Raw genomic sequence first — 25,302 nt, forward strand, 5'->3', positions numbered from 1 at the left:
ATGGTCTCCCCTTCTTCACGGCCCCGGGCGATTCGGACCCGGGCACATGCCTTTGGCCAAGGCTGCGTCTGCCGCACGGGATGCGCATCTTATGGCGTGCCGTACCGCAGGATGCCGCCACAACGGCAAGTAGCCGAAGTAGCGGGATTCGTTGCCAGAGGTGATCTGGTTCTTCTAGCTTCGCCCGGTCGGAACGGTGGCGTGGAGACCGGTGTCACGGGGAGAAGGATCGTCATGAGCTCGGGGACGTGGATAGCGGCCGATGCGCCGCACGTGCAGCCGGTCCGGGCCGGCCTGCCCGCCGATTCATTCGGAAAGGGCCGGCCGGAGTTTCCGTTTCGGACGGGGCATTTACCGGGGGCCGGGTAACGAGTACGTTCCCGGATCGGAACTTGCCGCTGCTTCGATCAGGCCCGCCCGGTGTGGTGACAGACCCGCAACTCGTTTTGGAGGGACCCGTGATGGGAATCGCTGCAACAATGAGGGACCAGCCGCCGTACTTCACCCGGCCCGTATATGTGAAAGACCTCTCGGTTGCGGATTCTCCGCGGCTTAACGGGGTCAATGAAGCTCACGCGCAGCACCTTGCCGAAGTGTATGCATCGCTGCCGCCGATCCTGGTGCACCGACCCTCGATGCGGGTGATCGACGGAATGCATCGCGTCAGGGCGGCGGTCATTCTGGGGCTGGAGACGGTCGATGCCCAGTTCTTCAACGGCTCCGACGGTGAGGCGTTCATCCAGTCGGTCACCCGGAACATCGCTGACGGTCTGCTCCTGTCGCTCGCCGACCGCGGCGCGGCTGTCCGCCGTATCCTCGCCGGCTTTCCCGCCATGTCCGACCTGAGCATCGCCGTCTACACCGGCCTGGACCCCGGGGTCGTGACCGAGGTCCGCCGGCGGGTGGCTGCCGGTGTTCCGGAGTTGCCCCTCCTGGCCGGTAAATTGCCTGCTCCGGCCCTTGCGGCGGAGTGCGGGCGGGCTGCCGGTCCCGCGTCCGGGACCTCCGGGAGGCCGCTGAAGCCGGTTGCCCGGGAAGCGGTGCTGTCGTCGCTCGGCACGCCTGGGGGCGTGCGCCGGGACCAGGGGCAGACCACCGGTGCCCAGCCGCGGATGGTCCCGGCGCGGACGCCCGCCGCCCGGGATGCCCAGGGGTGCCCCGCCCAACCCGCCATGGCGCGAACCTCGCGGGACCGTTTGCGGACCCTGAGCAGCAACCCGTCCCTCAGGAACTCGCAATCCGGGCGGGAATTCCTCCGCTGGCTCCACGGCCATTTCGTCACCGATGAGGCGTGGAAAGAACTCATCGAGACCGTTCCTCCGCACTGTGCGGAGACCGTTGCGGAAATTGCAATGAAGTGTTCGGACGCCTGGCGGCGCTTTGCCGAGGAGCTGTCGGACAGGACGAGGGTTCAGTCGGTGCCCGCGGGCCGTTCCCGCGGTTGAAATCTTCGAAGGGTGTTTCATGACCACTGCCTCCATGGAGATGGCGATCCTCCAGGTCATCGAATATATGCATGGCCGTCTTGATCAGGACCTGACCACCGATGATCTGGCGAGGACTGCACGGTTCAGCAAATTCCACTTCTCCCGGATGTTCAGGGAGGTGACCGGGACTTCCCCGGGGCGGTTCCTGTCCGCGCTCCGCATCCAGGAGGCGAAGTGCCTTCTGGTCGGGACCGGCCGGAGTGTGGCGGATATCAGCGCCCAGGTCGGGTACAGCAGTGTGGGGACATTCAGTTCACGATTCAAGGAATGTGTGGGTCTGTCGCCGAGCCGATTCCGGGAACTGGACGGGGACTTCCGCGGCATGAGCGCTCAGCCGCCGTCGGCGAGCGGCTCGGGTGCGGCGTCCTCCCTCTGTGTCCAGGGCCGGGTCGTGCTGCCCGCGGACCGGCCCCTGGGCCAGGTGCTCGTCGGGCTGTTCGCGAGCCCCATCCCGCAGGGCAACCCCGTTCAGTGCACCATCATGGACGGGCCCGGCCCGTTCGAACTGCGCGACGTCAGGCCGGGCACCTGGCACCTGATGGCAGCCTCCGTCCCCTATGGGAGCCCGTCGGCCCTGGCCGGACGCGGACGCGGGGCCCCGGAGAACCTCTCCGTGGGACGGTACGGGCCCGTCACGGTCCGGCCGGGGGTGCTGCTGATGCCTGCCGACATCGTCCTTCGCCCGGCGAGCCTGCTCGATCCGCCGGTGCTGATCGCCGTGCCCGGCAGCAGCGCGGACATCATGTCCGGGGCAACGAGCCGCCGGCCCGTGCCGGCCGCGATCGGTGCGCATATGGCACAGCCGTCGGCAGCCGGTCTGTGACCCGTTGCCCGTGCGGCCGCCCCGGCGCCTGGGCGTAAGTCGTCAGCATCCTGATTCTGCTCAGGTTGATCCCCCACTGGAGGCCTCGTGCAAGACGCTGTGCACCGTGCGATCGAGACGATGTGGAACCATTACGCCGAGCCGGTGTCGTTGTCCGACCTCGCCGACGCCGCGCTCCTCAGCAGATTCTACTTCTCCCGTGTCTTCCGCCAGGTGACCGGCACCTCCCCGGGCCGGTTCCTCTCCGCGATCCGGCTGCACCAGGCCAAGGGGATGCTGCGGGACAGCGAACTGGGCGTCACGGACATCTCGTACCAGGTGGGTTACAACAGCCCGGGCAGTTTCACGTCCAGGTTCACCCGCAGTGTCGGGCTGGCGCCGACCCGCTACCGTGACCACGCGCGGCTGAGGAACTTCGGCCCGCTGCCCAAGGCGCCGGCGTCCGATCCGCGCCGCGGCACCGTGGTCGGGACCGTGCACAGGCGTGGGGTCGTCCCGCTGCGCAACGTGTATGTCGGGGTGTTCGCCAGCCCGATCGCAGAGGGCAGACCTGTCTCCTGGGACGTGCTGGGACCCGAGCGGCCGAGGTTTCAGCTGCACGGCCTCCCGGAGGGCACCTGGCACATCCGGGTGGCCGGACTGGACGGCTCGGACCAGGAGTACGGGGCGCAGCACCGCATGCTGATAGGGACCTGCCCCTCGATCACCGTCCGGGGCGCGCAGGCCATCGAGCTCGACATCTCCCTGCGTCACAGCAGCGTCTTCGACCTGCCGGTGCTCTTCGCGCTGCCGGAGTTCGACTGCCGCGACCGGGCCGTCATGGCCGGCGCCTGCTGAGCGTTCCCGTAAGAGCGGGGACCGCAATGGTGTGGGGGAGTGGGTGGCTGCCCCGGGGCGCCTGGTCATGAGCCGATGAGTTTTGGCCCGCCCGGACGCCGGACACGCCCGGGGACGCCGGCCCGCTCCCGCCCGGCCCGCTCCCGCCCGTGCCGTTCCGGCCCGGCCCGCTCCCGCCGTTCCGGCCCGTGCCGTTCCGGCCCGTTCCCGCATGGCCGGGGCCGGCTCCGGGCGGCCGTCCGGCCGCGTTGCCGGCCGCGTTGCCGGCCGCGCGGCCGGACGCCGCGGCCGTCGTCTGTGACGTGTCCGCGGCCGGCCGGCGGCTGTCGGCCACGTAAATGATCCTCACCGGCTGTGGGCGGCGGTGTGCTGCGTTGTCAGCCACCGGCCGTCCACTGTGCGTGGAGGCCGTGCGGGATGCGCACCGGCAGGCCGACGGCCGCGACCGGCGGCCCGGTGAAGTCCGCGGTGTCGATGACGACGAGGTCGCTGCGGTGGGTCGCGGTGTCGTGGACGGCACTGAGCAGATAGCCGTCCGCCTCGGGGGCGTCGGCGGAGCGGGGTACGAAGACGGCTTCGCCGCCTTCGCGCCCCTGCCCGAAGTCGTGTCTGTCGACACGGCCGGTCACCAGGTCATGGCGCAGCAGGGCGGGCCCGGCCAGTGCGGCGCCCTGCCCGGGGTGCAGAGCGACCGTGAAGGCGTAGCGGTAGGGGGAGCCCGTGTACCGGTCGTCGATATGAGGGAACTCCTGGACCTCACTGCTGAGCTGGGATTCGGTCACGGTGCCGCTGGGCCGGTCGAGGGTCCAGCGCCACAGGGTGGGCGAGGACTCGCTGGGATGCAGGGGGTCGCGGTCGAAGGCGCGCTCGTGGCGGATGACGTCGATGATGATGTGGCGGCCCCGTCCGTAGGCGTTGACCGGGTGGAAGACGAAGCAGGGTGCGATGTCCATCCACCGCACGTCGGCGTCCCTGCCCTCGCGGGGCAGCACGCCGAGGCGGGCGCCATGGCTGTCGTCCCAGGTGTAGGGGAGGCGTGAGCCCGCGGCAGCCGCCCGGGCGCTGTAGGTGACCGGCAGGTCGTAGATGATCGCTTCACGGTCCGTCAGCGAGAAGGCGTGCATCATCGGTGTGCCCTTCACCGTGATGTTCTCGCATCGGCGTACCCGGCCGGACGCGTCCAGCGTCAAGTGGTCCACGCCGGGGCGGCCCGGCTCGTACGCCACCGCGTGCATCTCCTGGGTCAGCGGATCCACGACGGGGCGGGCGCCGAAACCGCCGGGCAGGGTGCCGTCGAAGTCGACCCGGTCGAGCGTCTCGAGCCGCTCTCCGAGCCGGGTGGGCAGGGCTCCGCCGCCGCCGAGCGCGAACGTGTGCCCGGCGTGCCGGACGAGGCCGCAGTTGGTGTTGTCCGACAGGCCCGGGCGCGGTCCGGGCGTGGGGAGCTCACCGAGGGCACGTGCCACCCGGTCCGTGCGCACCCAGCGATTGCGGTACCACTGCGCCCGGCCCTCGCTCACGCGCAGGCCGTGCACCATCGCGTCGCCGGCGAAAAGATGGTCGCGGGCCGGGTCGTGGCCGCCCAGCGTGTTGGGGCCGATCTGCACAAAGGTGCCGTCGAGCTCGGCGGGCAGTTGCCCGCGCACCGCCGGGAAGGGGAGGGTCACCTCTTCGGTAACCGGCTGATAACCGGTGCTCAGCAGATGTGTCGTGCTGTTCTGGTGATGTGTGGGCATTGCTGCCATCCTCACGAAATCACTGTTACGTAACATCGTTACGTCAGGGTCGCATCGGCATGACAGGATGTCAACTGTGAGCCCACGGACAGTGAACCCAGCTCTTGGCGTACAACTCCTCGAAGCGGCAGCGCAGTTGCTTGCCGAGGAAGGACCTGCCGCACTTTCGACACGCCGTCTGGCCGCGGCGGTGGGTACCTCCACGACAGCGGTGTACACGCATTTCGGAGGGAAGAACGATCTGGTCAGAGCCATGGTCCAGGAAGGATTCCGGCTGCTGGACCGACGTCTGCGGGAGGTGGGGGAGTCGCAGGATCCCGTCGCGGACATCTGCGCCCTGGGGGCGGCCTACCGGTGCAACGCGCTGGAGCACCGGCACCTCTACGGTGTGATGTTCGGCGGTGCGAGCCTCGGTGGCTTCTCGCTGACCACGCAGGACCGCCAGCACGGCCGCTACACACTGAACGTCCTGGTGCGGGCGGTGGAGCGCGGCATGGAACTGGGCAGGCTGGACGCCAGTGACGAGTACCTCGTGGCCCATCAGCTGTGGGTCGCGCTGCACGGTCTGGTGACCCTCGAACTCGGGGACTACCTGATCGAGCCGTACGGCGCGGACGTCTGTTTCGAGGCCCAGATGACCGGCCTCCTGGTGAGCGTCGGCGCGGACCGGGACACGGTGACCGCCGCGCTGAGGAGGCGTTGCGGCGGTACGGAGAGCTGAACGGCCCGGCGCCGGCCCCGGCCCGGCCATCGGCGCAGCCTCCTTCGAGAGTGCTGTCTTGCGCCGACATCGAGTAGTCCGCCGGGGTGCCGCCCGCTTCAAGCAATATCGGAGAGGCAGTGCGCGCCGTCGTCACTCATTCTCGGAACGCGAACCCACGCCGGACAGCCGTCCAGCTCTTTGTGGTAAGTGAGGGGGAGTGCGATGAATCAACGCGAGCGGTTTCGCAAAATGACGCCAGGTGTGGTGACCGTGCTGGTCGCCGCTTCCCTGTTCATTTCGGTCCGGAGTTCCGTCGCCGTGGACGGTGGTGATCAGTCCGCCGCCCAGTACAAGTTCCAGGAAATGCCCATCGCGCTGCCGCCTGGTTACAACTCGCAACCTATGAATTCGGTTCGCAAGGTAAATCCGGCCTATCAGAAGATACGGTCCTGGATTTCGTCGGTGGGCGCCGGTATCGCGGTCAACGACCTGGTCGGCAACGGGAAGGCCGACGGCATGTGCATCGTCGACACCCGTACCGACCAGGTCGTCGTGACGCACACGCCGACCGCCGTGAAGCAGGACCGCTTCACTCCGTTCGTCCTCGACGCGGCCCCGCTTCCGATGGACGAGGCCATGGCGCCCACCGGCTGTGCTCCGGGCGACTTCAACGGTGACGGCAGGATGGACCTGCTGGTCTCCTACTGGGGCCGCACCCCCATCGTCTTCATGGCCAAGCAGAGCGCGACGACCCTGTCGCCAGACGCGTACGTCCCCCGCGAGGTGATGCCGGCGCAGAGCGCCGACGGCGCTTACCACGGCCCTCGCTGGAACACCGACGCGCTCTACGTCGGCGACCTGGACGGCAGCGGACACCCCTCCGTCGTGGTGGGCAACTACTTCCGGGACTCCGACGTGCTCGACCCGGACGGTCTGCACAACGTGGGCATGAACGACTCGCTGTCGAACTCGAAGAACGCGGGCGGCGACCATGTCCTGCGCTGGACGGGTGCACGCACCGGCGACGAACCCACCGTCTCCTTCGTGGAGGAGAAGGACGCCATCCCCTACAACGCGTCCACCGGCTGGACCCTCGCGGTCGCCGGGGCCGACCTGACGGGCGACGACCTGCCCGAGCTGTACATCGCCGAAGACTTCGGCCACGACCACCTGCTCTACAACCGGTCCACCCCGGGGCACATCAAGTTCACCGAGGCCACCGGGAAGCGCACGCCGACCACGCCCAAGTCCTTCGTGCTCGGCAAGGGCTCGTTCAAGGGCATGGGTGTCGACTTCGCCGACGTCGACCACAACGGCCGCTTCGACATGATGGTCAGCAACATCACCGCCGCCTGGGGCCTGGAGGAGAGCAACTTCCTCTGGATGAACAACGCCGGCAACGAGGCCGAGATGGCCCGCAAACTGGCCGCCGGCGAGGCGCCCTTCACCCAGGAGGCACAAGAACACGGCGTCGCCTGGACCGGCTGGGGCTGGGACACCAAGATGGCCGACTTCCTCAACAACGGGGAACTGTCGATCCTCCAGGCCACCGGCTTCGTGAAGGGCAAGATCGACCGCTGGCCCTGGCTGCAGGAGATGGCCATGACCAACGACAACCTGCTGTCCAACCCGGCCATGTGGCCCAACGTCCAGCCCGGTGACGACATCGCGGGCGACGACATACTCGGCTTCTACGCCAAGACCGACAGCGGAAAATACGCCAACGTGTCCAAGCAGCTGGGTCTGGACGTGGAGATCCCCACCAGGGCGCTCGCCACCGGGGACACCACCGGGACCGGCACCCTCGACTTCGCCGTCGCGCGACAGTGGGGCCCGCCGGCCTTCTACGCCAACCAGGCACCCACCAAGGGCCAGTACCTCGGCCTGCGCCTGTACCGGCCCGCCACCGGCTCCGACAAGGACACGGGCAAGGGCATCGCGAACATCGGCGCGCCCGCCTACGGCGCCACCGTCAAGGTCACCACGTCGGCCGGCACCCAGGTCTCCCACCTCGACGGCGGCGGCGGCCACAGCGGATTCCGCAGCTTCGACGTGCACTTCGGACTCGGCTCGCACCAGGGGCCGGCGACGGTGGAACTGTCCTGGCGCGACGCGGACGGCGAAAGGCACCGCACCACCCAGAAGCTCACCCCAGGCACCCACACGTTCATGCTGACCGACACCGCGCAGGAGGTTGCCAACCGATGACCGACATCGCTTCTTCCCCAGCCGGTTCCCCACCGTCGGCCAAGCGTGATCCGCGCTACCTCGCACTGCGCAACTTCGCCATCTCGATGTCCGTGTTCAACATCATCGGCTACAGCGTGCTCGGCTTCGAGCAGCCGTGGTTGTGGCCCATCATCGCGGTCGTCACCGCCTACACCACCGAAATCGCCCTCGAGGTGCTGAGCGCATGGTCCCAGCGGCGCCCGCCGCGCTACAGGGGCAGGGGATTCCGCGGAGTCTACGAGTTCCTCCTGCCCTCCCACATCACAGCACTCGCCGTGAACATGCTGCTGTACGCGAACAACCAGATCCTGCCCGTGATCTTCGGGGTGTTCGTGGGTGTCGCGGGCAAGCACGTGCTGCAGGCCCCCATCGCCGGCCGCATGCGGCACTACATGAACCCCTCCAACTTCGGCATCACCCTCTCGCTGGTCTGCTTCGGATCATGGGTGAGCATCGCTCCGCCCTACGAGTTCACCGAGAACGCCGACACGTTCTTCCGGGTGGCGATTCCGCTGATCATCGTCACCGCCGGAACGATCATCAACACGGCGCTCACGAAGCGGACCGCGCTGATCGTCGGCTGGCTCGGCGGTTTCGTCATCCAGGCCCTGATCCGGCACTGGTTCTGGGACGTCGCCCTGGCCTCCGCGCTCGGGCCGATGAGCGGTGTGGCCTTCGTCCTGTTCACCAACTACATGATCAGCGACCCGGGTACCACCCCCACCAAGGGCCGCAACCAGTTCGTCTTCGGGGCGTCGGTCGCCGTCGTCTACGGCATCATGATGCTCTTCAACGTCGTCTACACCCTCTTCTTCGCCACCACCGCTGTCTGCGCACTGCGTGGCATCGGCTGGTGGGTCGCCCACCTCGTCCAGCGCCGCAAGACCCCGATCACGCCCGGGGGCGATCACGCCAGGGGTTCCAGCCCGGAACCCGGCAACAAGACCACGATCGAGGCGGTGGCCGCATGACGTCCCCCTCCCCTGCAAGCCCCGCCCAGATCGCCGTCGTCGGCATCGCCTGCCGCTACCCCGACGCGGACACCCACGAGCAGCTGTGGCAGAACGTCCTGGCCGGCCGGCGGGCCTTTCGCCGGCTGCCGGACGAGCGCATGCGCGCCGAGGACTACTACTCGCCCGACCCCGCGGCTCCCGACCGCTTCTACTCCACCAAGGCCGCGGTCCTCGACGGCTTCGAGTTCGACCGGGTCAAGTACCGGGTCGCGGGCAGTACCTTCCGCGCCACCGACATGACGCACTGGCTCGCGCTCGACACCGCCGCGCGGGCCCTGCAGGACGCCGGGTTCCCCTTCGGGGAGGGCCTGGGCGACCTCAGCACCGGCGTCATCATCGGCAACACCCTCACCGGCGAGTTCAGCAGAGCCAACCTGATGCGGCTGCGCTGGCCCTATGTGCGCCGCACCGTCGGAGCGGCACTGCGCGAGCAGGGCTGGGACGACACCGCCCTGGCCACGTTCCTCCAGGACCTCGAGGAACGCTACAAGCGCCCCTTCCCGCCGATAGGCGAGGACTCCCTGGCCGGCGGCCTCGCCAACACCATCGCCGGACGGATCTGCAACCACTTCGACCTCAAGGGCGGCGGGTTCACCGTGGACGGGGCCTGCTCCTCGTCCCTGCTTTCCGTCGCCACCGCGTGCGACGCCCTGACCGCCGGACGGCTCGACGTCGCCGTCGTCGGCGGGGTCGATCTCAGCATCGACCCCTTCGAAGTGATCGGCTTCGCCAAGACAGGGGCTCTCGCCACCGGTGAGATGCGCGTCTACGACCGCGGATCCAACGGCTTCTGGCCCGGTGAGGGCTGCGGCATGCTCGTGCTCATGCGCGACCAGGACGCCGTCGCACAGGGCAAGTTCCGGTATGCGAGCGTCGCCGGCTGGGGCTACTCCTCCGACGGCCGCGGCGGGATCACCCGTCCCGAGGCCAGCGGACACCGGCTCGCCCTGCAACGCGCCTACGCCGCCGCCGGGTTCGGCATCGAAACGGTCGGCTACTTCGAGGGCCACGGCACCGGTACCGCCGTGGGCGACGCCACCGAACTGCGCGCCTTCTCGGAATCACGCCGGGCCGCCGACCCCGACACGGCGCCCGCCGCCATCAGCACGGTGAAGGGCAACTTCGGGCACACCAAGGCAGCAGCCGGGGTCGCCGGGCTCATCAAGGCAATCCTCGCCGTACGCCACCAGGTCATTCCGCCCGCGACCAGCCATGTGGACCCGCATCCCGAGCTCACCGGCGACCGGCCGGCCCTGCGCGTACCCAGCGACGCGGAACTGTGGCCCAAGGACGCCCCCATCCGTGCGGGTGTCTCCTCCATGGGCTTCGGCGGCATCAACGCGCACGTCGTGGTCGAACACGCCGACGGAGTACGCAAGGAGGCCGTCGGCCGGGTCACCCGGCAGCTCGTACGCTCCCGGCAGGACACCGAACTGCTGCTGCTCGACGCCGGGACGACGGCCGAGCTGCGCGGCAAGGTCACCCACCTGGCCGACTTCGTCCCGAAACTGTCCTTCGCGGAACTCGGCGACCTCGCCGCCACACTGCAGAGCGACCTGGACGGCCGGCCGATCCGGGCCGCCGTCCTGGCGGCCACACCGCAACAGGCCGAGCAGCGCCTGACCAAGCTGCTCACGCTGCTGGACGGCGGAGCACGATCGGCCCTCGACATCGAGGCAGGAGTGTTCCTGGGCGGCGCGACGCCCCATGCCCGCATCGGATACCTCTTCCCCGGCCAGGGCGCCGGCCGGCGCGGCGACGGCGGTGCGCTACGCCGGCGCTTCGCCTTTGTCGACGAGCTGTACGGTGCGCACCCGCTGCCCGCCGACGGCGACCTGGCCGACACCGCGGTGGCGCAGCCGCGGATCGTCACCTCCTCCCTCGCCGCCCTGCGCGTGCTCTCCGCCCTGGGTATCGAGGCGGTGGCCGCGGCCGGACACAGCCTCGGTGAGGTCACCGCCCTGCACTGGGCGGGAGCGACGGACGAGGCCTCGGTGCTGCGGATCGCCGCGGAGCGCGGCCGGATCATGGCGGCGGCGAGCGCGGGCGGCGGGGCAATGGCGGGCATCGCCGCTGCCGCCGACGACGTCGAACCGCTGCTGGCCGGGGAACCGGTCGTGATCGCCGGCTACAACGGTCCCGGACAGACCGTGATCTCCGGGCCGGCGGACGCCGTCCGGCGAGTCTGCGCCGCCGCCTCCGCCCGGCAACTGGGCACCGCGGCGATCAACGTCTCGCACGCGTTCCACTCCGAGGCCGTCGCCCCTGCGGCCGAAGCGTTCGGGACCTACCTGGGTACCCAGGAGTTCATCGCGCCCACGCGCCGCGTGATCTCCACCGTGACGGCCGACGAGGTCACGGCCGCCACCGATGTGCCGGAGCTGCTGACCCGGCAGGTGCGCGAACCGGTGCGCTTCGCCGAGGCCGTCCAGACCCTGTCCACCGAGGTGGACCTCCTGCTCGAGGTCGGCCCGGGGAAGATCCTGCGGGGCCTGGTCGCGGACATCGCCCCCGGCGTGCCCGTCGTCTCGCTCGACGCGGACAGCACGTCCCTGTCCGGACTGCTGACCGCGGCCGCGGCCGCGTATGCCCTCGGCGCCCGCCTGCGGCATGCAGAGCTGTTCCGGGACCGTTTCACCCGGCCGCTGCCCCTGGACAAGGAATTCAGCTTCTTCGCCAGCCCGTGCGAGTCGACTCCCGAGATCGATCTGCCCCTCGCCGACGTGCGCGTGGACGCACCGCCTGCCCCCGCTCCGGCCGACGAGACCACGGCAGGCACCGGGGCCGGGGGCGGCGCCAGCCTCCCGGTGGTCCTGCGCCTGGCCGCGGAGCGTGCCGAACTGCCCCTGGAGGCGGTCAACCCGCACAGCAACCCACTGGACGAGCTGCATCTGAGCTCCATCACCGTGACGCAGATCATGAACCGCGCCGCCCAGGAACTCGGCATCACCGCACCCATGGTGACCACGGCGTTCGCCACCTCCACACTGGCCGAACTCGCGGAACTGCTGGACGGCCTGGGCGAGAGGGACAAGGACGATGCGGCACAGCCCCAGGTGCCCCACGGAGTGGCCCCCTGGGTACGGGCCTTCGCCATCGACCTGGTGCCGGCCGAGCCGGGCCCGGCGACCGCACCCGAGTTGGCCGGTGACGGGGACTGGGAGCTGTTCGCACCCCAACGGCACCCGCTCGCACCCGCGCTCCACGAAGCGCTCAACAGCGCGGGGCTCGGCGGCGGCGTGCTGCTGTGCCTGCCCAGGCACTGCGACGAGAACCACACGGCACTCATGATCGCCGCCGTTCGCGCCGCGCTCTCCCGCACCGGCGCCACCCGGTTCGTCGCCGTCGGCGACCGGCGGGGCGCGGCGGGCCTGGCCAAGACCCTGCACCTGGAGGCACCGGGCATCACGACCACGGTGCTCACCCTGCCACTGCCGGACGCGATGCCGGCACAACGCGCACGCGAACTGAGCGCCCGCATCGTCACCGACGTCTCGGCGACCAGTGGATTCAGCGAGGTCCGCTACGGGGCGGACGACCGCCGCACCGTGCCCGTGCTCCGCGCGCTGCCACTTGCCTCCCCGGCCGACGAGCGCGCGGAGTCCGGGACGCAGCAGGCGCTGGGCACCGGGGACGTCCTGCTGGTGACCGGCGGGGGCAAGGGCATCACCGCCGAATGCGCCCTCGCCCTCGCCACGGACACCGGAGCCGGTATCGGCCTGCTCGGCCGCTCCGACCCGGCCACCGATCCGGAACTGCGGGCCAACCTCCGCCGTATGACCGCGGCCGGTGTCAACTTCCGCTACGTGAGCGCCGACGTCACCTCCGGCGACGAGGTCAAGGCGGCGGTGGAAGAGATCCGCGCCGCACTCGGGCCGGTCACCGCCGTGCTCCACGGCGCGGGCCGCAACGAACCGCACACCCTCGCCAGCCTCGACGAGGCGTCGTTCCGCCGCACCCTCGCCACGAAGATCACCGGACTGGAGAACGTGCTCACCGCGGTGGATCCGGCCGGCCTGCGTCTCCTCCTGACGTTCGGCAGCATCATCGGCCGGGCCGGCCTGCGCGGCGAGGGGGACTACGCCACCGCCAACGACTGGCTCACCGAACTGACCCAGCGCGTCCAGGACGACTACCCCGCCTGCCGCTGCATCGCCCTGGAGTGGTCCGTCTGGTCCGGGGCCGGAATGGGCGAGCGGCTCGGCGTACTGGAGTCGCTGGTCAGGGAAGGGATCGAGCCGATCCCCACCCAGGACGGCGTCGCCATGCTCAAGCAGTTGCTCGCCGAGCCGCAGACACCGTCCGCCCTGGTCGTCATGGGGCGTGCCGGCGGCCTGCCCACACTGACCCTGCAGACCGCCGACCTCCCGCTGCTGCGCTTCGTCGACCGCCCGCAAGCCCACTACCCGGGCATCGAACTGGTCGTCGACTCCGAGCTGAGCGCCTCGGGCGACCCCTACCTGGCCGACCACGAACTCGACGGCGACCTGCTGTTCCCCGCGGTCCTCGGCATGGAGGCCATGGCCCAGGCGGCCACGGCCCTCACCGGGTTCGAGGGCGCACCGACGCTTGAGGACGTGGAGTTCCTGCGTCCGATCGTCATACCGCCAAACGGGCAGACGACCATCAGGGTCGCGGTGCTGGCCGTAAGCACCGGGGCCGTGAAAGCCGTCATCCGCAGCAGCGAGACCGGCTTCCAGGCCGACCACTTCCGCGCCACGCTCCGCTACGACTGCCCGGAACCGCAGGACACCGGGCCCGCACCCGTCCCCGACGACGCACCGCGCATCGCGCTGGACCCCGCCCAAGACCTCTACGGACCGGTCCTCTTCCAGGGGGCGCGCTTCCAACGCCTCGCCGGCTACCGGCAGCTGGCCGCCCGCGAGTGTGTCGCCGAGATCTCGGACGTGGCCACGGCCCCCTGGTTCGCGCGGCACCTGCCCGCCGATCTCGTACTCGCCGACCCCGGGACGCGGGACGCCCTGATGCACTCGATCCAGTGCTGCGTGCCGGACGCCACACTGCTCCCCGTGAGCGTCGAACGCCTCCACCTGATGGATCCCACCGCCGCCCGCGGCGGGAAGCAGGTGACGCTGCACGCACGGGAACGCTCGCGCACCGGGGACACCTACGTCTACAACCTCGACGTCCGCGACGAGCAGGGCACGCTCGTCGAGCGCTGGGAGGGGCTGGTCCTGCAGGCCGTCCGCAAGCAGGACGGAACCGGGCCCTGGCAACCCGCTCTGCTCGGCCCGTACCTGGAACGGCGCGCCGGACGGCTCCTGCCCGAGGCCGTGCGCTGCGTCGTGCGGCCCGACGGCGACGCACCCGCGACAGGACTGGCCGGGCGCCGCACGCTCACGGCGGAAGCCGCCGGCTGGGCCCTGGGCCGCCGGACGGTGGTGGCCTATCGTCCCGACGGCAGGCCCGAGGTCGCCGGCGGGCCGCAGATTTCCGCCTCGCACGGTGCAGGGGTGACCTTCGTAGTGACCGGCGAGGCGCCGGTGGCCTGCGACGTCCAGCCGGCCGGGCCCCGTTCCCCCGACGAATGGGAGGGGATGCTGGGACCGGAGGGCGCCTCCCTGGCCCGGCTGATCGCGAGCGAACACGACGAAGAGCTGTCGGTCGCGGCCACCAGGGTGTGGAGCGCGGCCGAGTGCCTGCGCAAGAACGGCCGCGCTCTGAGCGCACTCACGGTCGACAGCACACCCGGGGCGGACAAGCACTGGGTGGTGCTGCGCTCGGGCACGGCCACGATCGCGACCTTCCCGACATACCTGGAAGGGGTCGGCGAGCCCGTTGTCTTCGCGCTCATGGCACAGACCGTGGAGAGGAACGACTGACGATGCAGCCGTACTACGAATACCGCCACCTGGTCGGTTTCGAGGAGACCAACCTGGTCGGCAACGTCTACTACGCCCACTACCTCCGATGGCAGGGCCGGTGCCGTGAGATGTTCCTGCGGGACCACGCGCCCGAAGTCCTCGCGGACATCCAGGACGACCTGAAGCTGTTCACCCTCAAGGTCGACTGCGAGTTCTTCGCGGAGATCACAGCGTTCGACGAGCTGTCCATCCGTATGCGCCTCGACGACCTGACCCAGACCCAGGTGGCCTTCAGTTTCGACTACGCCCGCGTGCGACAGGACGGAACCGAAGACCTCGTGGCCCGGGGACAGCAACGGATCGCGTGCATGCGCGGCCCGAACACGCAAACCCGGCCGGCCAGGGTGCCCCAGGCGCTGCGCAACGCACTGGCGCCCTTCGCGGCGGGGCAGCACGGACAGCTCATCGATACGACGAGCGGAGCCGGGACATGACCGCCGTCGACCGGCTGACCATGCACCACGGCCCCCTGCCCGCAGCCGACCCGCCACCGGACCGCGTACGCGGCGAACTGCGCGGTGTCCTGGGACGCTTCGCCACGGGGGTCACCATCCTCACCACGGGCCGGGACACCCCGCAGGGCATGACCGCGAACTCCTTCACCTCCGTCTCGCTCGAACCACCACTGATCCTGGTGTGCGTGAAGCGCACGGCAGCCCTCCACGACGCGATCCTGACGGAGAAGACGTTCGCGGTCTCGATCCTCGCAGGCGATCAGCAGGACGTGGCCAAGTACTTCGCGGACCGGAGCCGGCCACGGGGTTCCCGTGAGTTCGAGACGGTCGACGCCACACCGGGACAGCACACCGGAGCCCCGGTCCTGGCCGGTGCGCAGGCATGGCTGGAATGCAGTCTCGCGGCGGTCCACGACGGCGGCGACCACTCCATCTTCCTGGGCTCGGTGCTCGACATCGGGCGCGCGGAGAGCGATGACCCGCTGCTGTACTTCGGCGGGGGCTTCCACCGGGTCTCCGCCTGACGTTCACTGTTCCCGGCCGGTGGGACACGGCCGGGGACGCTGCCGCGTGCGGCGCCGGACCCTTCCCGGCGCGGCGGCGACGCCGCACTCCGGAAGTGGCCGGCCCGCCGGGACGGTGGCGATGATGCCTGACAGAGGTGTCCGAGGCGGAACCGGCCGGCCCCGACCGGACCGTGGAGACCGACAGCCAAGGGAGAGTTGCCAGATGGCCACACCACTCGGCGCGCTGCGCAGGCTTGTGCTCGCCCCTTCGCTGCACTCGGTCGGTTTCGCCGGCCGGAAGTTCCCCGTCACACCGACTCCGGCCACGGCCCGGCTGGAGATGATTCCCCAGTCGGTCGTCGTCGGCTTCGAATGGGGCATCGAGAACCGCGGGATCGCGGAGGTCGAACAGCGGCTGGCGATGGTCGAACCCGAGATGCGGGGATTCGCGTACGAGGGGGCCGCCATGGCGTTCACCGTGCGCGATGCGGTACGCGGACACCGGACCAGGGAGCTGATTCTCGGCTCCGGCCGGCCGCACTTCTTCCTGGCCTACATCGGAATCGGCTTCGCCATGGCGCGGCTGCCTCGTCCGCTGTGGCGCAACGTGCTGCCCGATCTCAGCGACATCCCCTTCCACCCCACGATGAGCTGGCTGGCCGTCGACGGATACGGCTTCGACCGCGCGTACTTCGACACGGCACGGTGGGTCGACAGGCAGTACCGGCCCGCCCCGTATCCCTGGGACGGGCATCCCGGGTACTTCCCGCGAGCCGTGGACCAGGGGATCGGACGTGCGCTGTGGTTCATCCACGGCGGCCGGCCCCCCGCGGTGGCCGCGGCCGTGGAGCGTTTCACCGAGGACCGGCGGGCCGACCTGTGGAGCGGCGTCGGTCTCGCCGCGACCTTCGCGGGCGGCGCGACGGCCAAGGAGCTCGGCGGCCTGCGGGACACGGCCGCCCGCGCCGGCTACGCCGCGGACCTCGGGGTCGGCGCGGTCTTCGCGGTCAAGGCCAGGCACTACGCGCAGTTCGTGCCCCAGCACACGCTCACGGCCGCGCTCGAGCTGACCGGACGGGGCATCGAGGAGGCCGTCGACCTGGCTGACCGCACCGAGGCCGAGCACACCGGCACCGACCCCGTACCGCAGTACGAGCTGTGGCGCCGGAACATCCGCGCGCAGCTGCTGAGCGCGGTCGTCGCCCCTTCCCACGAGGAGTAGAAATGGCGAATCAGTTCGGCCGGCTCCGCAGCCGCCTGCTGACCCCGAGCATGAACGAGACGAAGCTGTCCACCCGCGGATTCCACGTGAAGAGTCCCGAGGCACGCCAACGGCTCGAAACGGTCGGCGAGTCCTTCCTGACCGGCTACTCCTACGCTGCCGCGGCCTCCTCGACCGCGGATGCCGAGGTCCGGCTCGAGACCGTACCGCCGGAGTTCAGAGGGTTCGCGTACGAGGGCGCCGCGATGGGGATGGCGGTGCGCGACGGGCTGCCGATCGGCGGCAGCCGGCACGTGGAGCGCTTCCTGGCCGGCAAGGCCTCGAAACACACGTACATGGCCTATGTGGGAGTGGGCTGGGCCATGGCCCGGGTGCCCCGGTTCCGCTGGTCCCGGATGTACACCGCCGACCCGCTGCTGCGCTGGCTCGTGCTCGACGGCTACGGCTTCCACCAGGCGTACTTCCGCACCGACACCTACGTGCACGGGCAGTACCAGGACCCCGGCTTCGCCTGGCCCGGCGCCAAGCGGTCCCCCTACGACAACAGGGTCATCGACCAGGGGATCGGCCGCGCCATATGGTTCGTCGGCGGGACGGACGTCGAGCGGATCACCGCACTGCTCGATGCGTTCTCCGAGGAACGGCACGCCGACCTGTACGCGGGGGCCGCACTGGCCGCCACGTACGCCGGAGGCGTCGGCAAGGCGGAACTGCAGCTGTTTTCGGAGCGGGCCGCCAAGCACCGGCAGTGGGTCGCCCAGGGATCCGCGTTCGCGGCCACCGCCCGCCTCGAGGCAGGGCTGGGCAACGAACACACCGAGCTGGCCACCGAAGTGCTGTGCGGCATCACCCCCGAGCAGGCCGTGAACGTCTGCCAGGAGGCCCGGCCCGCTCCCTCCTCCGCAAACGCGGGCACACCGGCCTACGAGGTCTGGCGCTGCCGGATCGCCGAGCGGCTCGCCGCCGGTGCGGGGGACCGGGCAGAGTGACCGCCACCCAGGCCCGAGCGGCCGGAACCCGGCGGCGCCCGCCCGGCCCCTCCCGCCTCGCCACCTTCAAGCTGCTCAACATGCTGCTGCGCGACCGGCTCGCGCTCATGCGCACGGCCGCGGACGGCTACGGCGATGCCGTGCGGGTGGCGATCGGCCCCAAGACGCTCTACTTCTTCAACCACCCCGACTACGCCAAGTACGTGCTCGCCGACAACCCGGCGAACTACCACAAGGGCATCGGCCTGCACCAGGCCCGCCGGGCGCTCGGCGACGGACTGCTGACCAGCGAGGGCGAGCTGTGGCGGGAACAGCGCAGGGTGATCCAGCCCGCCTTCCAGGCCAAGCGGATCGCGGCCCAGGCCACGGTCGTGGCCGAGGAGGCGGCGCGGATGGTCGGCCGGCTGCGCGCCAGAACCGGGACCGGGCCGGTCGACGTCACCGCCGAGATGACCGAGCTGACCCTGGGAGTCCTCGGGCGCACCCTGCTCGACGAGGACCTCAGCGATCACGCCTCGCTCGGCCACGACTTCGAGGCCGTACAGGACCAGGCGATGTTCGAGGTCGTCACCCTCGGGGCGGTCCCGCAGTTCCTGCCACTGCCCCAGCAACTCCGCTTCCGCGCCGCCCGCGCCCGGCTGCAGAAGGTGACCGAACAGCTGGCGGCGCACCGCGCCTCGCGCGCCGGCGGAGACACGGACGACGTGCTCTCCCGGCTGCTCGAATCCGTGCACGCCGAACACGACCCCCGGGTGGCGCGGCGCAGACTGCGCGACGAACTGGTCACCTTGCTGCTGGCCGGCCACGAGACCACGGCCAGCACCCTCAGCTGGGCCTTCCATCTCATCGACCAGAACCCCGAGGTGGCCGAACGGCTGCGCGACGAGGCCCGAAGCGTGCTCGGCGACCGGCTGCCGGAGTTCGGCGACCTGCAGCGGCTGACGTACACGACGATGGTCGTGGAGGAGACCATGCGGCTCTACCCGCCGGTGTGGATGCTCTCCCGGATCGCGCAGGGCCCTGACGTCATCGCCGGTTACGACATCCCGGCCGGTGCCGACGTAGTCGTGTGCCCCTACACGCTGCACCGTCATCCCGACTTCTGGGAGCACCCCGAGCGCTTCGATCCGGAACGCTTCGGCCGGCAGCGGCGCGCCCAGCGTCCCCGCTACGCCTACATCCCCTTCGGCGCCGGACCGCGGTTCTGCGTGGGAAACCACCTCGGGATGATGGAGGCGGTCTTCGTGATCGCGATGGTCATGCGTGAACTGCGCCTGGTGCTGCCCAAAGGCGCGCCCGTGGTGCCCGAGCCGATGCTCTCGCTCCGGGTGCGCGGCGGCCTGCGGATGTCCGTGCAGGCCGCCTGACCGATACCCGACCCCCGCCCACCCGCACCGGCGTGCCCGCGCCCGGCTCCCACACCCGGGGCCGAACCGCCCGCCCACGCCTGCCATGCCCTGAGGCTGTATCCGGAAAGTCCCGCCCGGCCCGCGACGCCTGGCACACACCTTGGCGGTCCGGCCGAGTGCCCGCGTACGCCCCGTACGCGGGCACTCGGCCCGACCGCCGAGAAGTGGGACCTCCCCCGCTCGAGCGAAGCCGAGAACGCGGGGAAGCACCAGAGCCGCGGGCTGCTCCACGCACATCCTCCGGACACGTCCCGGGGCTGTTCCCGGAGGAGCCCTGCCATGTCCAGCCCTCTCCCGCTCGTCCTCATCGCCGTCCCCGCCGTGGTGCTGGCCTGCCAGGCCGGCGGCTGGGCCGCCCGCCGTCTCGGCCAGCCACCCGTCATCGGAGAGATGGCCACCGGCATCCTCCTCGGCCCCTCCCTCCTCGGCTGGCTCGCACCCGGCGTCCAGCACCTCCTGCTGCCGCCGGCCGTCCTGCCCTACACCTCCGTACTCGGCAACCTCGCCCTGCTCGTCTTCCTCTTCCTCATCGGCCTCGAACTCGACCTGCGCTCCCTGCGCGCCGGCCGCCGCGCCGTCGCCTTTGTCGCGACCGGCAGCATGGTGCTGCCTCTGGCGCTCGGCGCCGTCCTCGCACTGGCGATGTACCCGGCCTTCGCGCCGCCCGGAGTGCGGCGCCTGTCCTTCGTCCTGTTCATCGCCACCGCGATGTCCATCACGGCCTTCCCCGTCCTCGCGCGGATCCTCACCGACAAGGGCCTGGCCACCACCCGCCTGGGCACCTTCGCGCTCGCGTGCGCCGCCGTCGACGACGCGCTCGCCTGGTGCCTGCTCATCGCGGTCACCTCCCTGGCCACAGCCGGCTCCCCGGTGGAGGCTCTCCTCGCCCTCGCCCTGGCCACCACGCTCACCGTCGCACTCGTGGCCGGGCGCCGTCTCGTGAAACGGGCCCTGGAGCGCGCCGCCCGCACATCCGACGAGCTGGTGACGGTGCTGCTGGTCTCCGGGCTGCTGCTGGCCGCGTGGGCCACCGACCGGATCGGAGTCCACCCCGCGATCGGCGCGTTCCTGGTCGGCGCGACCCTGCCGCGCGGGGTCCCGGCCGTCGAACGCAGCGCGGCCCGTCTTCAGGCCGTGGTCGTGCCGGTGCTGCTGCCGCTGTTCTTCGTCGACATCGGTCTGCGCACGGACCTCGCCGCTCTTCCCAGCGGCCAGTGGGGCTGGGCCGCCCTCGTTCTGGCCGTCGCCGTCACCGGCAAGTGGCTCGGCGCGGCCGGAGCGGCCCGGCTCGCCGGCTGCGACTGGCGATGGTCGGCACTCATGGGCACCCTGATGAACTGCCGCGGAATCACCGAGATCGTCGTCCTGGGCATCGGCCTCCAACTCGGCGTCATCTCCGCGAACATGTTCACGATCATGGTCCTCATGGCCATCGTCTCCACCGCCGCAACCGCGCCGCTGCTCGACCGGCTCACCCGCAACGCCCCTGACCTCACCGCCCCGCCTCCGGCCGGTGAAACCGTGCCACCCGGGGGTCCGCAAGCGACCCGGTGACCACGGGCACGTCAGCAATCCGGAAGAAGCAGACCGGGCGGCCCTGGAGCAGTGTGGTGCAGGAAGTGTAAAGGCCGGCACCGTTCCCTCCCGCGGCGGACCGGAGGTTTTCCGGCGGCCCCGGGTCCCGGTGCGCAGGGCTGCCGGCCCCGACGGCCGCACCATGTGCACCGCCGAGCCCCGGCAACCGCTTCTGCCACCCCTGAGATCTCCTCAGTTGAGAGACAACCAGGAAGGAACTCTGTATGGATCACTCCGGTATGCCTGGGATGGAATCCACCGCCTCGGCGGTGGACACTCTGGGCGCTGTTCTCTTCATCGGCTGGGCCGTCGCGATGTGGGCCGCCGTCGCCGTGCTCGCGGTCGGAAACCGCAGATCGGTGAAGCCGTGGATGTACAAGTTCGCCGTAGGGCTCATCGGTGTCGGCGTGGTGGGCCAGATCGGCCACTTCCAGGAACATGTCACCCAGGCCGGCTACTGGATCGCCAACCCGTACTCTCCCGCGTGGATGACTCCCTGGGCGGACAGCTTCGCCCGGGGGATGGGCCAGATCGACCCCGGCAAGCCCGCCCTCGGAATGGAGATCCTGCACCTGACCGGGAACTTCATCTTCCTGGCCGGACTGGTCGGCGTCGCGCAGATCACCTACCGGGTGGCCGGAGAGCTGAAGGCGCGCAAGTGGGCCAGGATGGGTGTCTTGATGCAGAGCATCCACGGCCTCGAGCACATCGTGCTGACCGCTTCGGTGATGATGGGCGCGAGCCGGGCCATCGGTCTGTCCACCTGGTTCGGTGCCATCGAGCCGGGCCCGGCACTGGTGACGTACCGGGTCTGGTGGCACTTCGTGGCCAACGCCGTGGGCACGGTCATCCTCGGGTTCGCCGTCTACCACCTCTGGAAGGAGAGGCGGGCGGTCAAGGAGGCGTTCGGTGTCCCGTTGCACGCCGAGGCCGCGACTGCCCCGGTGACCGGCTCCCAGGACAGTTCCACGAGCGCACGCGAACCTGTGGGCCGTCTCTGAAGACCCGGCGGGCATGAGAGGCAGCGGTTCCGGGCCCGGTCGTGGCCCGGTCCGCTGTCGCCCGCGGGGCCGGGTGGCCGCCCACGGCGGCCACCCGGCCCCGCGGGGAGGACCTACTCCCGCGCGAGGTCGGGTGCCAGCCAGCCGTCGAGGTCGTATTCGGACAGGCAGCGATCGACGAACGCCCGGTACCCGTCCATCTGCCCGCTGCCGATCTGGCCGCGCAGCAACTCGATCCTGGTGTTCTCGTGGTTGCCGGAGTAGTTGCGCTCGTAGAGGTCGTGCCGGCCGCCGAACTCCGTGCCGATCGTGTCCCAGAGCAGCTTCATCACCTTGACCCGCTCGACGGAGTCGACGCCGTGCGAACCGCGCAGGTAGGTGTCCAGGTACGGCCGGATCTCCTCGTTCCGGAAGTCCTGCGCGCCGGAGGGCAGGTAGATCAGACCGCTCGCGACGTCCTGCAGCACGATCTCCCGGACCCGGTTGTAGCCGACCTGGGAGAACCACCGGTACGCCATGATGTAGTCGGGGTTCGGCAGCACCGCGCCGTCCCGCCACTGGACCGGGTTGCGCGCCGCGGCGTCGGACAGCCCCCAGAACAGGTTCCGCCACGCGAGCACCTCGCCCAGCCTCGCCTGCACGCCGTGGAAGTCCGCGGCTCCGGTGATGTCCAGGGCCTTGGCCAGCAGGCCGGCCATGAACTCAAGCTTCACCGCGAGCCGTGTGCTGCCGTGGAACATGGCCCGCTCGACGAACCCGGAGTGCCCGCTGAACATGCCGACCTTGTTGACGTCCCCGTAGATGAACACGTTCTCCCACGGGATCAGTACCTTGTCCAGGACCAGGATGGAGTCGTTCTCGTCCAGCCGGGAAGACAACGGGTAGTCGAACGGACTGCCGGTCGCCTCCGCCGCGGCGGAGTACGACTGACGGCAGATCAGCTTCAGCCCGGGCGCGTTCATCGGCACAGTGGCCGCGATGGCGAACCTGCGGTCCTTGACCGGCAGGCCGGTGTGGGTGACGAAGTTGTAGTGCGTGAGCGCGGAGTTCGTCGCGACGACCTTCGCCCCGCTCACGATCACGCCGCTGTCGGTCTCCCGTTCGACGTGCACGAACACGTCACCGACCTCGTCCGGTGGCCGATGCCGGTCCACCGGCGGGTTCACGATGGCGTGGTTCCAGTACAGGACCTTCTCCTGCGACTCCCGGTACCAGCGCCGTGCGTTGTCGGCGAAGGGGTTGTAGAAGTCCGCGTTCGCGCCGAGCGTGCCGAGCAGCGAGGCCTTGTAGTCCGGGCTGCGTCCCATCCAGCCGTAGGTCAGCCTGGACCACGCCGCGATGGCCTGCTGGTCGGCGACCAGGTCGGCCGCGCTGTGCGGCGTGGTGAAGAACCGGTGGGTGTAGCCTCCGGGGCCGCCGGCGTCGGTCGCGGTGGTGAGCACGTCCCGCTGTTCCGGATCGTGCAGCGCGTCGTAGAGCCGGGCGATCATCCGGGCCGGGTTGCGGAACGCCGGATGCCGGGTGACGTCGGGAACCCGTTCGCCGTAGATGTAGACCGCGCGGTCGTCACGGAGGCTCTCGAGGTATTCGGCGCCGGTCAGCGGCCGGGTCGCTCCCGTCATCAGGGCGCCGCCGGAGCCGAGTGCGCGGCCTGCTTGCTGTCGATGTACGCCGCCAGCTCGGCCACGGTCGGGTGGTCGAACAGCTTGTTCACCGAGACTCCGACGCCGACCGCGGCGCCGATCCGGTTGCACAGCCGGATCGCCTGCAGCGACTGGCCGCCCAGGTCGAAGAAGCTGTCGTCGATCCCCACCTCGGGCACCTTGAGCAGGGAGCTGAACATCGCGCACAGCTCCTGCTGGAGCGGCGTCTGCGGTGCCCGCGAGGCGACGACCTGGTCGAAGTCCGGTGCCGGCATCGCCTCGCGGTCCAGCTTGCCGTTGGCGGTCAGCGGCAGTGCGTCGAGCCGGACGAACGCCTTCGGTGTCATGTAGCCGGGCAGCTTGGTGCGGGCGTGGGCGCGTACCGCCGCGAGGTCGAGCGTGCCCGTCCCGTCCACGACGTAGCAGACCAGTTGCTTGGTCCCGTCCTCGCTCTCGCGTGCCAGGACCACGACTTGCGTCAGCCCCGGATGGTCGGCCAGCGCCGCCTCCACCTCGGCCAGATCGACCAGGAAGCCGAGGATCTTCACCTGGCTGTCTTCCCGGCCGACGAACTCGACCGTGCCCTCGGCGGTCCGGCGGGCCATGTCACCGGTCCGGTACATACGAGACCCCGGCAGGCCGAACGGATCGGCCACGAACCGCTCGGCGGTCAGGCCCGCCTGGCCCTGGTAGCCGCGGGCGACGCCCTCGCCCGCCAGGTAGATCTCGCCGATGGCACCGTCCGGAGCCGGTACGAGGCCCGCGTCCAGGACGCGGATGCTGATCCCGGTGAAGACGTCGCCGACCGGCACGGTGTTGCCGAGCTCCGTGTCGCGGGTCATCGCGTAGTGCGCCGAGAACACGCTGCCCTCCGTCGCGCCGTACAGCGCCCGGACCACGATGCCGGGGCAGGCGTCGAGTACCCGGCGGACGGCCACCGGCGAGATCACGTCGCCGCCGGTGAGCACTTCACGCACACCGGCCAACGTCGCCGGGGCCTCCTCGGCGAACACCCGGAACAGACCGGCGGTCATGTGGAGCCCGGTGATCTCGTACTTCGTGATCAGCTCACGCAGGACCGAGGGCTCCAGCCGGCCAGGAGGCGCGACGACCACCTGGCCGCCGTGCAGCAGCGGCATCCAGATCTCGTACGCGGACACGTCGAAGGCGTACGGCGCCAACTGCAGCACCCGCGCGTGCCGTTCGGCGTCCCACTGCGGATCCAGCAGCAGCCGTACCACTTCCCGCTGCGTCACCGCGACGCCCTTGGGCCGGCCGGTGGAACCCGACGTGTGGATCACATAGGCCAACTGATCGGGAAGGACCGGAACCTGCGGATCCTCGACGGCCTGAGCGGCGGTCTCCGGGTCGCGCATCGCGAGAACCGGCACGCGGCCGGGAACGCCGGCCAGGCGCATCGCGTCGTCCACCAGCAGCAGCACGGGACGGGCGCTGTCCACGATCCACTGCCGCCGGTCGGCGGGGTCCGCTTCGTGGACCGGCACGTAGACCCCGCCGGCCTTCAGGATCGCCAGGAGCGCGACCACCAGATCGGCGGACCGCGTCATCAGAACCCCGACGCGGTCCTCGCGGCCGACCCCGAGCGTGATCAGACGACGCGCAAGCCGGTTGGCCTGCTGGTCCAACTCCTGATAAGTCAGAGCGCTCCCCGTCACAGCCTCGGACACGGCTGTCGCATGCGGCGTCCTGGCCACCTGCTCGGCGAACCGGGCGGGAATAGAAAAGGCTGTCATATGCCACTCTCCGCATAGCTCTGTGTATTCGGCTG

The 25,302-nt window shown here is 70.3% G+C and carries 17 protein-coding genes and 1 pseudogene; 15 read left to right on the plus strand and 3 right to left on the minus strand.

The annotated features are described in order from the left end of the window. Positions 1-461 precede the first annotated feature (461 nt). The 3 genes from ABTX18_RS35025 to ABTX18_RS35035 all read left to right on the plus strand — a co-directional run bounded on the left by ABTX18_RS35025 (position 462) and on the right by ABTX18_RS35035 (position 3,147). A complete protein-coding gene (locus tag ABTX18_RS35025; RefSeq protein WP_352126838.1) occupies positions 462-1,445 on the plus strand; it encodes a ParB/RepB/Spo0J family partition protein in 984 nt (327 codons plus the stop codon). Between the two features lie 19 nt (positions 1,446-1,464). Beyond that, positions 1,465-2,310 carry a helix-turn-helix domain-containing protein gene (locus tag ABTX18_RS35030; RefSeq protein ID WP_352126839.1) on the plus strand — a complete coding sequence of 282 codons (846 nt, stop codon included), beginning with the start codon at positions 1,465-1,467 and terminating at the stop codon, positions 2,308-2,310. A gap of 87 nt (positions 2,311-2,397) precedes the next feature. Next, positions 2,398-3,147: a helix-turn-helix domain-containing protein gene (locus ABTX18_RS35035; RefSeq protein WP_352126840.1), complete on the plus strand. Its 750-nt coding sequence runs from the start codon at positions 2,398-2,400 to the stop codon at positions 3,145-3,147. A gap of 377 nt (positions 3,148-3,524) precedes the next feature. Here ABTX18_RS35035 and ABTX18_RS35040 read toward each other — a convergent pair whose 3' ends face one another. Continuing rightward, the gene (locus ABTX18_RS35040) at positions 3,525-4,883 is read right to left on the minus strand and encodes a carotenoid oxygenase family protein (RefSeq protein ID WP_352126841.1); all 1,359 of its coding nucleotides are present in this window, start codon (positions 4,881-4,883) and stop codon (positions 3,525-3,527) included. 67 nt (positions 4,884-4,950) lie between these two features. Here ABTX18_RS35040 and ABTX18_RS35045 point away from each other — a divergent pair. The 12 genes and pseudogenes from ABTX18_RS35045 to ABTX18_RS35100 all read left to right on the plus strand — a co-directional run. Further along, positions 4,951-5,127, plus strand: a pseudogene (locus ABTX18_RS35045) (TetR/AcrR family transcriptional regulator); the annotation flags it as partial. A gap of 9 nt (positions 5,128-5,136) precedes the next feature. Beyond that, positions 5,137-5,604 carry a TetR-like C-terminal domain-containing protein gene (locus ABTX18_RS35050; RefSeq protein WP_352126861.1) on the plus strand — a complete coding sequence of 156 codons (468 nt, stop codon included), beginning with the start codon at positions 5,137-5,139 and terminating at the stop codon, positions 5,602-5,604. A gap of 231 nt (positions 5,605-5,835) precedes the next feature. Beyond that, positions 5,836-7,794 (plus strand): CRTAC1 family protein, encoded by a 1,959-nt coding sequence (locus ABTX18_RS35055; protein ID WP_352126842.1) that lies wholly within the window; start codon positions 5,836-5,838, stop codon positions 7,792-7,794. Next, a complete protein-coding gene (locus ABTX18_RS35060) occupies positions 7,791-8,786 on the plus strand; it encodes an enediyne biosynthesis protein (RefSeq protein WP_352126843.1) in 996 nt (331 codons plus the stop codon). The genes ABTX18_RS35055 and ABTX18_RS35060 overlap by 4 nt, the downstream gene beginning before the upstream one ends. Next, complete coding sequence (locus ABTX18_RS35065) at positions 8,783-14,671, plus strand: type I polyketide synthase (RefSeq protein ID WP_352126844.1); 5,889 nt, start codon at positions 8,783-8,785, stop codon at positions 14,669-14,671. Before ABTX18_RS35060 ends, ABTX18_RS35065 begins: the two co-directional genes overlap by 4 nt. Positions 14,672-14,673: 2 nt before the next feature. After that, the gene (locus ABTX18_RS35070; protein WP_352126845.1) at positions 14,674-15,147 is read left to right on the plus strand and encodes an acyl-CoA thioesterase; all 474 of its coding nucleotides are present in this window, start codon (positions 14,674-14,676) and stop codon (positions 15,145-15,147) included. Further along, positions 15,144-15,692 carry a flavin reductase family protein gene (locus ABTX18_RS35075; RefSeq protein ID WP_352126846.1) on the plus strand — a complete coding sequence of 183 codons (549 nt, stop codon included), beginning with the start codon at positions 15,144-15,146 and terminating at the stop codon, positions 15,690-15,692. The genes ABTX18_RS35070 and ABTX18_RS35075 overlap by 4 nt, the downstream gene beginning before the upstream one ends. Positions 15,693-15,897: 205 nt before the next feature. Then, entirely contained in the window at positions 15,898-16,896 is a 999-nt protein-coding gene (locus tag ABTX18_RS35080; RefSeq protein ID WP_352126847.1) for a DUF1702 family protein, read from the plus strand. A 2-nt stretch (positions 16,897-16,898) separates the two neighbouring features. After that, complete coding sequence (locus tag ABTX18_RS35085; protein ID WP_352126848.1) at positions 16,899-17,885, plus strand: DUF1702 family protein; 987 nt, start codon at positions 16,899-16,901, stop codon at positions 17,883-17,885. After that, positions 17,882-19,252, plus strand: a complete 1,371-nt coding sequence (locus ABTX18_RS35090) for a cytochrome P450 (protein WP_352126849.1) — start codon at positions 17,882-17,884, stop codon at positions 19,250-19,252. The genes ABTX18_RS35085 and ABTX18_RS35090 overlap by 4 nt, the downstream gene beginning before the upstream one ends. Before the next feature lie 321 nt (positions 19,253-19,573). After that, a complete protein-coding gene (locus tag ABTX18_RS35095; RefSeq protein WP_352126850.1) occupies positions 19,574-20,848 on the plus strand; it encodes a cation:proton antiporter in 1,275 nt (424 codons plus the stop codon). A 245-nt stretch (positions 20,849-21,093) separates the two neighbouring features. Beyond that, a complete protein-coding gene (locus ABTX18_RS35100; protein ID WP_352126851.1) occupies positions 21,094-21,870 on the plus strand; it encodes a DUF6008 family protein in 777 nt (258 codons plus the stop codon). Positions 21,871-21,983: 113 nt separating this feature from the next. On the opposite strand, the gene ABTX18_RS35105 is transcribed toward ABTX18_RS35100, so the two are convergent. Together ABTX18_RS35105 and ABTX18_RS35110 are read right to left on the minus strand one after the other, a co-directional pair. After that, positions 21,984-23,492, minus strand: coding sequence for a 4-hydroxyphenylacetate 3-hydroxylase family protein (locus tag ABTX18_RS35105; protein ID WP_352126852.1), 1,509 nt, complete (start codon positions 23,490-23,492; stop codon positions 21,984-21,986). Further along, positions 23,492-25,267, minus strand: a complete 1,776-nt coding sequence (locus ABTX18_RS35110; protein ID WP_352126853.1) for a non-ribosomal peptide synthetase — start codon at positions 25,265-25,267, stop codon at positions 23,492-23,494. The genes ABTX18_RS35105 and ABTX18_RS35110 overlap by 1 nt, the downstream gene beginning before the upstream one ends. Between the last annotated feature and the right edge of the window lie 35 nt (positions 25,268-25,302).

Origin of the sequence: Streptomyces sp. NPDC096323 (assembly GCF_040302845.1) — a bacterium.
Classification (GTDB): Bacteria; Actinomycetota; Actinomycetes; order Streptomycetales; family Streptomycetaceae; genus Streptomyces.